The organism is Microbacterium sp. LS_15 (assembly GCF_041954735.1).
In the GTDB taxonomy this organism is placed as follows: Bacteria; Actinomycetota; Actinomycetes; order Actinomycetales; family Microbacteriaceae; genus Microbacterium.
This window is the reverse complement of the sequence record NZ_JAVAYD010000009.1, coordinates 53456-67115: the sequence shown is the minus strand read 5'-3', so window position 1 is coordinate 67115 and position 13660 is coordinate 53456. Positions and strand designations below refer to the sequence as shown.

At 69.1% G+C, this 13660-nt stretch carries 17 protein-coding genes; 13 read left to right on the top strand and 4 right to left on the bottom strand.

Annotated elements, in window-relative coordinates:
• Positions 1-12: 12 nt before the first annotated feature.
• The 4 genes from RAC69_RS12145 to RAC69_RS12130 all read left to right on the top strand — a co-directional run bounded on the left by RAC69_RS12145 (position 13) and on the right by RAC69_RS12130 (position 2451).
• Complete coding sequence (locus RAC69_RS12145) at positions 13-492, top strand: hypothetical protein (RefSeq protein WP_375087028.1); 480 nt, start codon at positions 13-15, stop codon at positions 490-492.
• Between the two features lie 110 nt (positions 493-602).
• Entirely contained in the window at positions 603-1403 is an 801-nt protein-coding gene (locus tag RAC69_RS12140; RefSeq protein ID WP_375087027.1) for an SDR family NAD(P)-dependent oxidoreductase, read from the top strand.
• A gap of 77 nt (positions 1404-1480) precedes the next feature.
• A complete protein-coding gene (locus RAC69_RS12135) occupies positions 1481-2044 on the top strand; it encodes a TetR/AcrR family transcriptional regulator (RefSeq protein ID WP_375087026.1) in 564 nt (187 codons plus the stop codon).
• Between the two features lie 176 nt (positions 2045-2220).
• Complete coding sequence (locus RAC69_RS12130; RefSeq protein ID WP_375087025.1) at positions 2221-2451, top strand: hypothetical protein; 231 nt, start codon at positions 2221-2223, stop codon at positions 2449-2451.
• Positions 2452-2522: 71 nt separating this feature from the next.
• Here RAC69_RS12130 and RAC69_RS12125 read toward each other — a convergent pair whose 3' ends face one another.
• Entirely contained in the window at positions 2523-2942 is a 420-nt protein-coding gene (locus RAC69_RS12125) for a hypothetical protein (protein WP_375087024.1), read from the bottom strand.
• Positions 2943-3052: 110 nt separating this feature from the next.
• On the opposite strand from RAC69_RS12125, the gene RAC69_RS12120 reads away from it, so the two are divergent.
• The 4 genes from RAC69_RS12120 to RAC69_RS12105 are packed head-to-tail and all read left to right on the top strand — an operon-like array spanning position 3053 to position 5599.
• A complete protein-coding gene (locus RAC69_RS12120) occupies positions 3053-3661 on the top strand; it encodes a hypothetical protein (RefSeq protein WP_375087023.1) in 609 nt (202 codons plus the stop codon).
• Positions 3658-4158 (top strand): GNAT family N-acetyltransferase, encoded by a 501-nt coding sequence (locus RAC69_RS12115; protein WP_375087022.1) that lies wholly within the window; start codon positions 3658-3660, stop codon positions 4156-4158. The genes RAC69_RS12120 and RAC69_RS12115 overlap by 4 nt, the downstream gene beginning before the upstream one ends.
• A 46-nt stretch (positions 4159-4204) precedes the next feature.
• Positions 4205-4873 (top strand): class I SAM-dependent methyltransferase, encoded by a 669-nt coding sequence (locus tag RAC69_RS12110; RefSeq protein ID WP_375087021.1) that lies wholly within the window; start codon positions 4205-4207, stop codon positions 4871-4873.
• A gap of 39 nt (positions 4874-4912) precedes the next feature.
• Positions 4913-5599 (top strand): hypothetical protein, encoded by a 687-nt coding sequence (locus tag RAC69_RS12105; RefSeq protein WP_375087020.1) that lies wholly within the window; start codon positions 4913-4915, stop codon positions 5597-5599.
• Here RAC69_RS12105 and RAC69_RS12100 read toward each other — a convergent pair whose 3' ends face one another.
• From RAC69_RS12100 to RAC69_RS12090, 3 genes are read right to left on the bottom strand one after another with little or no spacing between them, the layout of a single operon-like run.
• Entirely contained in the window at positions 5600-6628 is a 1029-nt protein-coding gene (locus RAC69_RS12100) for an ATP-binding cassette domain-containing protein (RefSeq protein WP_375087019.1), read from the bottom strand.
• A gap of 51 nt (positions 6629-6679) precedes the next feature.
• On the bottom strand, positions 6680-7654 hold the full coding sequence (locus RAC69_RS12095) for an acetylxylan esterase (protein WP_375087018.1): 975 nt from the start codon (positions 7652-7654) through the stop codon (positions 6680-6682).
• Between the two features lie 35 nt (positions 7655-7689).
• Positions 7690-8706 carry a LacI family DNA-binding transcriptional regulator gene (locus RAC69_RS12090; RefSeq protein ID WP_375087017.1) on the bottom strand — a complete coding sequence of 339 codons (1017 nt, stop codon included), beginning with the start codon at positions 8704-8706 and terminating at the stop codon, positions 7690-7692.
• Positions 8707-8836: 130 nt separating this feature from the next.
• Here RAC69_RS12090 and RAC69_RS12085 point away from each other — a divergent pair, with 130 nt between their 5' ends.
• Genes RAC69_RS12085 through RAC69_RS12065 form a run of 5 tightly spaced genes read left to right on the top strand, consistent with a single transcriptional unit; the run spans position 8837 to position 13554 of the window.
• The gene (locus RAC69_RS12085; RefSeq protein ID WP_341935471.1) at positions 8837-10072 is read left to right on the top strand and encodes an amino acid ABC transporter substrate-binding protein; all 1236 of its coding nucleotides are present in this window, start codon (positions 8837-8839) and stop codon (positions 10070-10072) included.
• Between the two features lie 10 nt (positions 10073-10082).
• On the top strand, positions 10083-10967 hold the full coding sequence (locus RAC69_RS12080; protein ID WP_375087016.1) for a branched-chain amino acid ABC transporter permease: 885 nt from the start codon (positions 10083-10085) through the stop codon (positions 10965-10967).
• Positions 10951-12069, top strand: a complete 1119-nt coding sequence (locus tag RAC69_RS12075) for a branched-chain amino acid ABC transporter permease (protein ID WP_375087015.1) — start codon at positions 10951-10953, stop codon at positions 12067-12069. Before RAC69_RS12080 ends, RAC69_RS12075 begins: the two co-directional genes overlap by 17 nt.
• Entirely contained in the window at positions 12066-12818 is a 753-nt protein-coding gene (locus tag RAC69_RS12070; protein ID WP_341935468.1) for an ABC transporter ATP-binding protein, read from the top strand. Before RAC69_RS12075 ends, RAC69_RS12070 begins: the two co-directional genes overlap by 4 nt.
• Positions 12808-13554 carry an ABC transporter ATP-binding protein gene (locus tag RAC69_RS12065; protein WP_375087014.1) on the top strand — a complete coding sequence of 249 codons (747 nt, stop codon included), beginning with the start codon at positions 12808-12810 and terminating at the stop codon, positions 13552-13554. The genes RAC69_RS12070 and RAC69_RS12065 overlap by 11 nt, the downstream gene beginning before the upstream one ends.
• Positions 13555-13660 lie beyond the last annotated feature (106 nt).

Genomic DNA, 13660 nt, shown 5'->3' with positions numbered 1-13660 from the left:
TAGGCTCGCCCCATGACCGCATCCTTCGCCGACGCGCAAGCGCAGCTTCTCGCGTTGAACTCGCCCGACCTCCCGTTCGTCTACGAGCAGACTCCCGACGGTGTGGTCGGGCGCTGGAAGTGGGCGGATGCGAGATGGCACAACATCCTCGCCGCGGGCTCTTACGAGGAGGAGTACGAGCTGCGAGTCTCGCTCGCGCCGTCGGAACCCGTCTTCCGTCTGACGGAGACGATGACCGGCATGGAGTCCCACATCGGGATCGGCGGAGCGAGTTTCACCTCCACGCGATTCCGCGGCAGGGTCTACCGGAAGTCCTTCCGGTTGGGTGCCGCCGTGAGCGCTCAGCAGACCGACCGCCAGGGCACCACGTCGGCGCACACCTGGCAGGCGAACTTCTCGACCGACGACATCACACGCCCCGTCGTCGAGCGGTTGACCGCCCTCGGATGGTCGAAGAGGAAGGGGTTCTGGTCGCGTCTGTTCGGGCGGTGAGCGAACCCGGATCGTCGGGACGCGCCCCCATTCCCCTCTATAGCAGTGATATAGTTATAGCAACGCTATAGAGCTGGCGATGGTCAGCACGATTCGAGAGCAGGCAAGTCATGAGCACGATCCTCATCACCGGCGCATCGTCCGGTATCGGCAAGGCGACGGCGCTGCGATTCGCCGACGAAGGATGGAAGGTGATCGCCGCCGCGCGGGACTTCCGCAAGGCGCCGGAGATCACATCCCGCCCGGAGATCGACACCGTCCATCTGGACGTCTCCGACTCGGCGAACATCCTCGCCGTCGCCGCGTCCCTCGCGCAGACCGACATCGACGTGCTGCACAACAACGCCGGGCACATGCTGATGGGTCCGGCCGAGTTCTTCTCGGACGAGCATCTGCAGCGCGAGCTCGACGTCAACCTCCTGGGACCGATTCGCGTGACCCGCGCGTTCCTGCCGGCGTTCCGCGCGCGCGGCGGCGGACTGGTGATCAACACCACGTCGATGACCGCGATCGCAGCGGGGCCGTTCATGAGCATGTACGGGGCGACGAAGGCCGGGCTGGAGAGATGGTCCTTCGGACTGAACCACGAGGTGAATCCCTTCGGGATCAGGGTGAAGACGATCGTCCCCGGGATCGTGAACACGAACGTCCAGCGGGCGGGAACGATGGTGACCGGCGAGCCCTACAACGCCCACATGGAGCGCGTGTTCGCGAAGTTCTCCGATCCCGCGATGCTCGACGTCGTCTCGACCCCGGAGGGGACGGCCGCCGTCGTGTTCGAGGCGGCGACGGACGGCAGCGACCGTATCCGCTATCTCACGGATGCGATCGCTCAGGACCAGGTGTCGATGATGGACGGCTTCGGGGAGGAGCGTCTGCAGTCGTACGGCGCACGCGCCATGTTCGATTGACCCTCCGCGTCGCGCGAGAGCCCGGGCCGTCGCCGGGTTCTCGCGCCCGCAGGGGAACCTGCGGGAGGATGAGGGCGATGGATACGAAACGGAAACTGCTGGATGCCGCGGCAGAGGTGATCGAACGCGACGGCGTCGCCGGATTCTCCACGCGCAGCGTGTGCGCCATCGTCGGGGTGGGGGCGCCCACTCTCTATCACCACTTCGGAAGCGCGGACGGGCTGCTCAGCGCCGCGTTCTCCGACGCCTTCGATCAGTTCCTCGCGCGGAAGAGCGAGCACGCGACCGACCCCGACCCGGTGAAGGCCATGCGTGAGGGGTGGGACGACTACGTCGGCTTCGCCGGTGAGCGCCCCGGGCTGTACGCGGCGATGCTCGCGAGGGTGCTCAGCGGCGCGAAGATCGGCGCGGTGACCGCGAGCTTCGAGCATCTGGCTCGGCAGGTGCACGACGTCGCGCGATCGGGCCGCCTGGCGGTACCCGAAGCGCAGGCTGCGCAGCTCGCGTGGGGTTCCGTCAACGCCGCCGCCATGCTCCACGTCACCGCCGCCCTCGGTCTCAGCGCGCAGATGACGCGCGCCGATCCCTCCGTGATCGCGTCGATCAGGGACGACATGTTCGACGCGATCTCCCCGTCCTGATCCCCGTCGAGAACGCTGTACGGCGACGACGGATGCGCAGGCGTTCCTGCCGCAGTCCCGAGATGTCGATAAAGGAGGCCGGTAAGCGGAGGTCATCCGGTCCGTCCGAGGCGCGAAGGCTTACGATCGCGGGATGGAGCCGTTCGAGATCGTCATCGGGGGGCGAGCTGTTCCGAGTGGGGGAGAGACGTCAACCCGACGGCACCCTGAGCTACGACTTCTCGTGGCTCAACGGCCCGCCCGGCGGGACTTACGGATTCACGGTGGCGCCGTCCTCTGGTCAGATGACGGCGACGGCGCTCGTGATGCAGGCGCGGCAGTTCGTCGACGCGTTCTCCGGACCGGGCGGCATCGGCGAGACCGACTTCCCCGATCACCTCCCGGCGGAGGCGGAGCGCAGCACCTGAGGGCGAGCCGCGCGCCTTCGCGTCGAGCATGATCCGTCGTCGTCGATCCGCTCGGTCCGTCGTCACCGTCGTCAGCGGCCGGAGTGGCGCTTTCTCGTCCGGTCGGCGCGAATCGCGACAACGGTGAGGAGCATCAGCATCCCGACGGTTGCGAGCAGCCAGGCGGTCACGGCTTCCTCGTCGAGTCCGCGCCCGTCCTCGGTGCCCGCCGCAGCGCGGTAGAGACCGATCGCCGCGACGAGGATGGCGACGGTGACAGCCAGCGTCTCCGCGGTGGCCGCGGGCGAACGGCGCGGCGGGAGAGGCAGGACGACCACGAGCACCCCGACCAGCAACGCCACGGCGGTCGCCGGACCCGTGATGGCCTGCGCGAGGTCCGCATCGAGGAATCGGTTCGTGCGCGAAGGCGGACCCATCATGGCGGCGGAGACGACCGCGGACAGGAGGAAGACGCCGAGCGCCGAGCCCCAGAACGCGTCGTATGCCTTCATTCGTCCTCCCCGCTCACCCTAGCGACCGGTCGTCCGGTCGCTAGGGTGATCGGATGATCGAGGGTGCGGAAGTCGATGCGGGAGTGGCGTCTGCGCGCCGCCGAACCTGGATGACCGGTGGAGTCCTCCTCCTGCTGTCCGTGCTCGTCCTCGTCGTCGCACGGGGGCCGCTCGCCGCCGTCGTCCCGGCGAAGGACTGGCTGTTCGCCGCGGCGGGCATCGTCCTCGCCGTCGGGCTGGGACGCGGCGGAAGCGTGACCCGGCGGGGCGTCGTCGGCACCGTCTCGACGATCCTGCTGGTCGTCGCCCCTCTGACGCAGGCCTTCTGGTTCAGTCTCGTGCCGGACACCCTCGACCCGCACGCCGAGGAGGACGTGTGGACGCTGACGTTGATGGCGTACCTCGCGGTGCTCGCCGTGCTCGCCCTCGTCTCGGTCTTCTGCATCGGCTTGGCCGACGTCGTGCCGTCCCCCTGGCGCTGGGCGCCGGCGTGGGTCGTGGCGTGGACTCCGATCGCCTATCTGTCCGGTCTGTTCCTGTTCTCGTCGCGCTCTCCGACGGCAGACCTCGGCGCGTATCTCACCCTGTACGGACCCGCCGCAGGCACGGCGTTGCTCGGCATCCTCGGTCTCGTCCTCGGGCTTCGCGAACCCGTTCCGACGCGCCACGGTGCGGGGGCGCAGTCGACGGCCGGCCCCGTGGAATCATCGGACACGTGACCGACCAGCTCCGCCCTCTCGTCTCCCGCTGGAACCGCGACGATGCACGGGAGTCCGCGGAGTTCGCCGCCCTCCTGGCGGACTACCACCTGCAGACGGAGGCCGAGAAGGGCGCGCCGGCGGCGACAGCCGGGGACCTCCCGCAGAAGTACGCCGCCGAGGTGGAGGATCCTCACGCCGCGTTCGCCGCCGAGCTGGTCCTGATCGCGCGCTACGCGGGCCGAGCGGCCGGCTGTCTCGTCATCACGGATCGACACGACGGGCGGCTGGAGATCAAGCGGCTGTGGATCGACCCGGCCCACAGGGGGCGACGCATCGCGACCGCTCTTCTCGATGAAGCGCACGAACACGCCGTGCGTAGCGGCGCCTCCGCAATCCGGCTCTCGGTGTGGGACTGGCGGGCGGACGCGATCGCGCTCTACCGGAAGGCCGGGTTCGCCGAGACGCCCTCGTGCGACGACCGCGCACAGCTGATCTGCATGGTCCGCGACGTGTGAACCGCCTCCCCGCGGCGAGAATCGACGCCCGGGTATCGTCGGACGGATGAACGAGCGGATGGCGGCGACGATCCGGCTCCTGGACCGCGTGAACGCCGCCCACCCGTGGTCTCACAACGCGGCGTTCACGCCGTTCGTCCTCCAGCACGCTCGGGCGGTGCGGAACCGTGGCGGCACGCGCGCTCTCGACATCGGATGCGGCGCGGGGGCGCTTCTGCAGAGGCTCGCCGCAGTGATCGACGAGGTCGTGGGCGTCGAGCCCGACCCCGCGACAGCCGCGCGTGCACGGAGAGCCGTCGCTGAACAGCCCCGCGCGACGGTGATCGAGAGTGCGTTCCGTCCTGGCGAGCTCGCCGACGAAACCTTCGATCTCGTCACGCTCGTCGCCGTGCTCCACCACCTGCCGCTCGCGGAGACTCTCGAAGCGGTGCGACCCCTGCTGCGTCCTGGCGGGCGGCTGGTCGTCGTCGGTCTCGCGCGGGAGACACGCTCCGACGTCCTCCGGTCGGCCGTTTCCGCGTTGCTCACACCGGTGATCGGCCTGATCCGGCATCCTCGTCGTGCGTCCGCTCCGCCGGAAGGCATGCTCGCTCCGACGTCGGAGCCGCGGGAGACCTTCGATGAGATCGCGGCGGTCGTCCGCGGCATCCTTCCCGGTGTGCGGATGCGGAAGCGGCTGTTCTGGCGATACACCGCCGTCTGGATCTCGGACTGACGCCTTCCCTCGTCGGCTCCTGCGCGTCACACTGGGGCGATGGAGTACCGCGGAGTGGTCCCGTCCGATGCGCCCGATCCCCGCATCGAGGCCGAGGCGAGGGTACGCCGACTCGCCTTTCCGGTGATGCAGCTCGAGCCGCAGCCCTCGCTGACCCGACTGCGGATGCCGGGGTTCGTCGACTCCGGCGACTCCCGTGCGGTGTCGTTCACCTACACGCTGTGGCGCTACCCCGACGATCACTCTGACCCGCGCAACGAGATCGAGCTCGACGACGACACGCGCCGCTCCATCGACGAGGAGCCTCCCTGGGGGAGGCCGCCCTGGCTCGTCGAGCAGGCGCAGATGTTCAAGTACCCGATGCTGTGGGAAGCCGTGCGCACGAGCTGGCACGCCGATCCTGACGCCTCTCGCGCCTCGCTGCCCGAGCAGCTCGTCGACCACACGAACCACATCCTGCGCAACAGGTTCCGCGAGGACCTCGGCCTGCCGGTCGCGCCCGTCACCTATGATCGCGACGACGAGAAGTGGAGGGCATCCGTGACCGCCGTCGCCCCCGCCGGAGTGATCGTCGACGGGACAGAGCGGTCAGCACTGCACATCGACACCGACCCGTTCGTCTACGCGGTCGGCTTCGTCATCGACCCGCATGTCATCTGCACGACCGTCGTCGCGCGCGACGACCTGGCCTTCTTCCGTCTCGCGCTGACGACGTTCCCCGAGTAGTCAGCGATCCGCGGTGCCGTCTCGATCGGCATCCGCTCCCTCGACGGAATCCCAGGTCGGGAGTGATCGCAGCAGCTCCTGGGTGTACGAATGCTCGGGCGCACGGAAGATCCGCTCGGCGTCGCCCTCTTCGACGACCGCGCCGTCCTTCATGACGAGAACCCGGTCGCTGAGGTGGTGGATCACCCCGAGGTCGTGCGAGATGAAGAGGTAGCTGAGGCCATACTCCTGCTGCAGGTCGACGAGCAGGTCGAGCACCTGCGCCTGCACCGACACGTCGAGCGCCGACACGGCCTCGTCGAGCACAAGGATCTCGGGAGACGTGGCGAGGGCGCGGGCGATCGCGATGCGCTGCCGCTGCCCGCCCGAGAGGCGCAGCGGGAAGCGCTCGCGCACGGATGCCGGCAGCGCGACCTGCGCGAGGAGGTCGACGACCCGCTGCTCGCGCTCCCTCTTCGTGAGCCCGGCGTCGGCGGGGATCGCGTCGAGCAGGATCCGCTCGGTGTTCCAGCGCGGGTCGAACGAGCTCAGAGGGTCTTGGTAGACGACCCCGATGCGGGGGCGCAGCGAACGTCGTTTCCGCTCGGAGACTCCGGACCAGGGCGACCCGAGCAGCCGGACCTCTCCCTCGTCCGCTGTCTCCAGCGCGAGCGCGATGCGGGCCGTCGTGCTCTTGCCCGATCCCGATTCGCCGACGATCCCGAGCGTCTCACCGCGGTGCAGCGTGAACGAGACGTGATCGACGGCCGTGCTGTGCCGTCCATCCGGGGCGACGAAGCGCTTCACCAGGTCGCGCGCCTCGATCACGGGCTCTCCGCGTTCGCCCGACGACGGTCGCGCCACGTGCAGATTCGGAACGGTGGTCTGCTGCGGGGCGAGGCGCTCGCCGCGGGGGTGCCCGCTCGGCACCGCGTCGATGAGGCTCTGCGTGTATTCGTGCTGCGGTGCGCCGAGCACCTGCGCCGCCGCACCCTGCTCGACGACCTCTCCACCCCGCATCACGAGGATGTCATCGGCGAGCTGCGCCACCACGGACAGGTCATGGCTGATGAGGATGATCGACGCCCCTCGGACCTGCCGTCAGGGTGTCCCGTCCGCCTCGGCGAGGAATCGTGCCTGGCGCAGCCACTGCTCGCCCAGGCCGCCTTCGTGCTCGTTGAAGGGGTAGTCGACGATGTCCGCGGCGCCTGCCCAGCTGTTCCGGGCGGCGTACACGGTCGAGGGCGGGCACGTCTGGTCGAGCAGCGCCACCGAGAAGAGCGCGGGAGCGGTCGCGCGCTTCGCGAAGGTGACGCCGTCGAAGTACGAGAGCGTCGTGAAGACCTGGTCGACCTGGTCGCGGTGCACCGAGAGGTACCGCACGATCTCCTGGTAGGGATCGCGCCCCGTCATCCCGACGGCACGCTCGAAGTGGCACAGGAACGGCACGTCGGGCATCACCGCGACGAGACCGTCGGCGAGTCCCGCGACGGCGATGGCGATGCCGCCGCCCTGGCTCGTGCCGGTGACCGCGACGCGGTCGGGGTCGAGTCCGTCGATGCCGCGCACGGCGTCGACCGCGAGCACGCCGTCGGTGAACACGCGCCGGTAGTAGTAGTCGGCGGGGTCGAGGATGCCCCTGGTCATGTAGCCCGCGACGGACGGGCCGGTGCCGTGCGGGTCGGGGGTGCTGCCGCCGGTTCCCCACCCGGACCCCTGACCCCGGGTGTCCATGAAGAGGTGCGCGTAGCCGGAGGCGGCCCACGCGATGTGCTCGTGGGGGAGGCCGCGTCCGCCGTTGTAGCCGTTGTACTCGACGACGACCGGCAGCGGCTCCTCGGCCCCCGCGGGGCGGGTCAGCCAGGCGGAGATCGGATCCCCGTCGTATCCCGAGAACGTCACGTCGAAGACCTCCACGGTGCGCAGCGGCGAGTCGACGCGGGTCAGGCGTGCGGGTTCGGCCTTGGCGCGGGAGGACGCGAGCGTGGTGGTCCAGAACTCGTCGAAGTCCGCGGGCTCCGCGACGTCGGGGCGATACGCGCGCAGCTGTTCACGGTCGAGATCGAAACGGGGCATGACAGCATCCTGGCAGAGTCGCCGACCCCGATCGGTCAGGAGCGGGGCGGGCCGGAGGAGTCGCGCACGATCAGCTCGTGCGTGGTCGTCACGGTGCGCGGCTCGTCGCTCTCCGGCCGGAGGATGAGCGACACCGCGTGCTGTCCCATCTCGAACATCGGGATGCGCGCGGTGGTGAGTGCGGGGGCCACGTCGGCGGCGACGGCGATGTCGTCGAAGCCGACGACCGAGAGGTCATCTGGCACGCGGATGCCGTGCTGTCGGAGCTCGCTGAGGATGCCGATGGCCATGGCGTCGTTCAGGCCGACGATCGCCGTGAGCCCTCGATCGAGGAGGTCGCGGGCGCCGGCCATGCCGCCCTCGCGGGTGAAGGCGTGCGAGACGACGGCGAGTTCGGCATCCGCGTCGGTCAAGCCCTCGCGCAGACCGGCGATGCGGTCGGTCACGGTGTTGAGCTCGAGGGGCCCGGCGACCACGCCGATGCGGCGGTGGCCGAGGTCGGCGAGATGGCGCCCGATCGAGACCCCGGCACCGTGGTTGTCGGGCAGGACGGAGTCGATGGCGAGGTGGTGCCTGCCGATCGCCGCCGCCCGGCCACCGGCCTGCGCGAAGTCGGCCAGGGCCGTCGTCATCCGCTCCTCGTGCGCGGGGTCGGAGTATCCGGACCCCGCGATGATGATCGAGCCGACGCGTTGCCGCCGGAGCGACTGCACCTGCGCGAGCTCGCTCTCGGGCGTGCGGTCGGCCTGGGCGATCTGCACCGAGCGGTTCTCGAGCGTCGCGCTGCGGATGACGCCGCTCGCGATCTCGGAGAAGTAGGGGTCGCCGATCTCGTGGACGAGCAGGCCGATGGTCGGCACGAGTCCGCCGGCGAGGCCACGGGCGTGCAGATCGGGTTCGTAGCCGAGCTCCTTCGCGATGCGGCGCACGTGTTCGGCGACGGACTGCGAGATGCCCGATCCGCCGGTCATCGCCCGTGAGGCGCTGGCGAGCGACACCCCTGCGGCCTGGGCGACGTCGATCAGGCGCGGTGTGCCGGTGCTGCGCTTCATGAATACCTCCCCCAGGGAGCTCATCCGACGCGGCTCGCGTTGAGGGTTGCTCTCGACGTTTCTCTCACAGTATATTGACGGAAGCGCTTACGAAAGCGCTTTCGCTTACGATGACGTAGGAGACACGCGCATGACTGCACGCCGCCAGAGTCGACGGATCGCCGGCGCGATCGGTACGGCCACGATCGCCGCACTGCTTGTTTCGGCCTGTTCCGGAACCGGGGACCAGTCGGGCGGTGAGGGCGGAGAGGACCCCATCGTCATCGGCATCTCGCTGCCCCTCACCGGCGACTTCTCGGAGCCGGGCAAGGGGGTGGAGCGCGGCTATGAGGCCTGGCGCGACATCGTCAACGAGAACGGCGGGCTCCTCGGACGCCCGGTCGAGCTGAAGATCCTCGACGACCAGTCCAACGCCGACCGGGTCGTGTCCGATTACGAATCGCTCATCGCGCAGGACGGCGTCGACCTCGTGTTCGGCCCGTTCTCCACCCGCCTCGTCGTCCCCTCCGCGCGCGTCGCGCAGGAGTACGGCATGCTCTTCGTCGAACCGGCCGGCGCGGCGGAGGAGGTGTTCGAGCAGGGCTTCGACAACCTCTTCTACGCCGCACCCGCGATCGCGAACGATCACTACAACAACCTCGCCGAGTATCTCCTCGCCCTTCCCGAGGACCAGCGACCCGAGACCGCCGCGGTCGCCGCGATGGACGACCCGTTCGCGCAGGGCACGGCCTACGGCCTCCGCGACAAGCTCGAAGAGGCCGGCGTCGAGATCCTCGTCGACGAGGTGTACCCGCCGAACACGACGGACTTCTCGACCATCGCCGCCAAGATCGCCCAGTCCGACGCCGACATCGTCATCGGCGGCACGCAGTACCAGGATGCGGTCAACCTGATCATCGCGTTGCAGCAGCTGAACTACCAGCCGGAGCTCGCGGCGTTCTCCACCGCCCCCACCAACCCGGAGTTCGCCGCCGCGATCGGCGGGGCGACCGAGGGCATCCTCGCGCCGACCGGTTACTCGCCCAAGTCGCAGTTCCCCAGCAACGTCGAGTTCGTCGAGAAGTACACCGAGATGCACGGCAACCCGCCGTCGGAGGACGAGGCGAACGCCTACACGACCGGTCAGGTCGTCGCGGCAGCCGTCGAAGCCGTCGGCTGCGCCGAGCAGGGAGAGTGCCAGCAGGAGCTCATCGACTGGCTCCGCGACAACGAGGTCGAGACCGTGGTCGGCCCGCTCAGCTGGGACGAGACGGGCAAGCCCACCGGTGCGCACCTGATCCAGCAGTGGGTCGGCGGCGAGATCCTCATCGTCCTCCCCGAGGACGTCAAGGAGACCGAGTTCCTCTTCCCGAAGCCGACGTGGTGATCCGCAGATCGTGAGCGGATCCCTCCTCCTCCAAAGCCTCATCCTCGGTGTGCTGCTGGGCGGGCTCTACGCCCTCCTGGCCGCCGGCCTCACCCTCTACTTCGGCATCATGCGAGTGGTGATGATCGCGCACTCCGCGTTCCTCATCCTCGCCGCCTACCTCGCGTGGTGGTTCAACCGGGAGACCGGCATCGACCCCCTCGTGTCGCTCGTGGTCACCGTGCCGCTGTTCTTCCTCACCGGCGTCGTGATGCAGCGGCTGCTCGTGTCGAGGCTCAAGCCGCTGACCCTCACGATGATGTCCGTGCTGCTCACCTTCGCGGTCGCGCTCATCATCGAGGGCGCCCTCGGCTTCTTCTTCACCGGCACGCAGCGGCGCATCCCGCTGCCGTACGCGAGTGCGAGCCTCGAGGTGTTCGGCGCGCAGGTCCCCGTGGTCAAGCTGATCGCCTTCGGCCTCGCGGCGGTCGCTCTCGCCGGTCTGTTCGTGCTGCTGAAGTACACGAAGTTCGGACAGGCGCTGCGCGCCACCATCCAGCATCCGGAGGCCGCGCGTCTGGTCGGCATCAACACCGACCGGGTGGCGGGGTACGGGTTCGGGCTCGGGCTCGCGACCGCCGCGATCGGCGGCACGGCGCTCTCGCTCGACGCGACGATCTACCCGTCGCTGCACTGGCACTGGATCGGCCCGCTCATGGCCATCATCGTGGTCGGCGGTCTCGGCAGCATCCCCGGTGCGGCGATCGCCGCACTGGTGCTCGGCATCGCGCAGAGTCTGCTGCAGCTGCCTCTCGGGCCGACCTGGGCGCAGACGGTGTTCTACGTCGCCCTGTTCGCCACGCTCATGTTCCGCCCGCAGGGATTCTTCGGAGGTCGTCTTGCCCAGCGTTTCTAGCCGCGAACCGATCGCGACCGAGACGGTCGTCATCGCTCCGCCCGCGCCCGTCCGCCGCCCGGCGGCCAGGTGGGTGCGCCTCGTGCTCCTCGTCGTCGGCGCAGCCCTCGTGCTGTCGTTCCCGACGATCGCCCCCAACCCGTACATCCTGTCGGCCGGCGTGGTGATCCTGAACTACGCCGTGCTGTCGACCGGGTGGAACTTCATGGGCGGCTTCACCGGGTACATCTCGCTCGGGCACGCGGCCTACTTCGGCCTCGGCGCCTACGGGACCGGGCTCCTCATCAAGTACCTCGCCCTGCCCGGCTTCGTGGCCTGGATCCTCGCCACGGTGCTCGTCGCGGTCGTCGCCATCCCGATCGGCATCGCCGCCCTGCGCGTGCGAGGGGCGTCGTTCGTGATCGTCTCCATCGCCTTCGTGCTCATCATGCTCCTGGTGTTCCAGAGCTGGCGCGACGTCACGGGCGGCTCCGAGGGACTCAACGTCCCCCGGCCGTTCCCCGGCATGCTGCGCCCGGAGCACCACCGCGTGTTCTTCTACCTCTTCGTCGCCGTGCTCGCCTTCGCCCTGCTCACCTGGTGGATCATCGACCGGTCGAAGTTCGGCACGGCGTTGAAGTCGATCCGCGAGGACGAGGACAAGGCGCAGTCGCTCGGCGTCCCGACCACCCGCTACAAGCTCATCGCCTACATCCTGTCCGCGTTCTTCGTGGCACTGGGCGGCGGCCTGTACGCACTGTGGTTCGGCGACCTCGACCCGATCTTCCAGTTCTCGATCCTGATCGGGTCGTACATGGTGCTCATGGCGCTGCTCGGCGGGGTGCGCAACCTGTTCGGCCCGCTGCTGGGCGCTGTGGTCGTCGGCATCGCGCTCGAGTACTTCAAGCTCGAGTTCGGCGACACGCAGTTCCACCTCATCGCCACCGGCATCCTGCTCGGCGTCGTCGTGCTCTTCATGCCCGACGGCGTGATCCCTGCCGTCGGATCGCTCTTCCGGCGCAGGTCCGACCAGGCGTCGATCCGCGAGGTCACCGCGGCCGAGCTGCTGGAGCAGAACGAGAAGCGCACGGCGGATGCCGCGAACAGGGAGACGTCAGCATGAACGCCGCCACCACCACGCTCGAGAGCCTCAGCACCGTCGAGATGACCAAGCGGTTCGGCGGCGTCACCGCCGTCGACGCGGCGTCCGTCCGCTTCCAGGAGGGCAAGGTCAACGGCCTGATCGGACCGAACGGGTCAGGCAAGACGACGTTCTTCAACTGCGTCACAGGCATGATCAAGCCGGACTCGGGCGAGGTGCGCTACCGGGGCCAGTCGATCGCCAGGAAATCGCCCGACCGCATCGCGCGGGCGGGAATCGGACGCAGCTTCCAGCTGTGCCGTGTCTTCCCGCGGATGACCGTGATGGAGAACCTGCTCGTCGCGGTGCGGAGCACGAGCATCCGTCAGCAGCTGCGCTCGGCGCACGATCCCGACGAGCTGGAACGAGCCCGCGGATGGCTGCGTCGCGTCGGCATCGACCACCTCGAGCACGCCGAGGCGCGCAACCTCAGCTACGGCCAGCAGAAGCTCCTCGAGCTCGCGGGCGTGCTCATGGGCGAGCCGGACACGATCATGCTCGACGAGCCGGCCGGCGGCGTGAACCCGGCGCTCATCGGTCGCATCGCCACGCTCGTCCGCGAGCTCAACGAGGAGGGCAAGACCTTCATCATCGTCGAGCACAACATGGAGATGGTCATGAGCCTGTGCGATCACGTCGTGGTGTTCGACCGCGGCCGACCGATCGCCGAGGGCACCCCCGAGATCATCCAGCAAGATCCGCGAGTCCTGGAGGCCTACCTTGGAGTCTGAAGCGAAGAAACTGCTCGAGCTGCGCGACATCGAGGCGGGCTACGGCCGCGCCGCGCTCGTGCTCCGAGGGCTCACGGTCGAGGTGCCCCCCGGTTCGGTCGTCTGCCTCGTCGGTCCCAACGGCGCGGGCAAGTCGACCGTGCTGAAGGTCGCGAGCGGCATGCTGAAACCGCGATCGGGGCGCATCTCGGTCGACGGGCGCGACATCACCGGCGACGGTCCGCAGTCGATGCTGCGCAACGGCCTCGCGCACGTGCTGCAGGGGCACAGCGTGTTCCGCGAGATGACGGTCGGCGAGAACGTCATGCTCGGCGCGTTCACCCTCAAGGACCAGAAGGTCATCCAGGAGCGCGTCGACTTCGTGCAGAACCTCTTCCCGATCGTGGGGGAGCGGTGGAAGCAGCTCGCGGGCCTCCTCTCGGGCGGACAGCAGAAGCAGGTCGAGTTCGCACGGTCGCTCATGGTCAGCCCGAAGGTGGTGCTGCTCGACGAGCCGTCGATGGGCCTCGACCCGAAGACCACCGAGAAGGTGTTCGAGCAGGTGGTCAGGATGCGGGATGCCGGCACCGCCGTGCTGCTCGTCGAGCAGAACGCCCGGCGCGCACTCGAGACCGCCGACATCGGCTGCGTGCTCGACCTCGGGCGCGTGCACATCTCGGGTCCGGCATCCGAGCTGCTGGCCGATCCCACGCTGGCCGCGCTCTACCTCGGAGGGAAGCCCGCCGCCAACCACTAGTCCGCCATCCGCAGGTCCGTCACCCACGAGGCCCGTCGGGCGGTCCGTCCGTCCACCTGCCCCGATCGCCCGCTCCGCTGCAGTGCCGCCCCGGAGCGAGGCATCA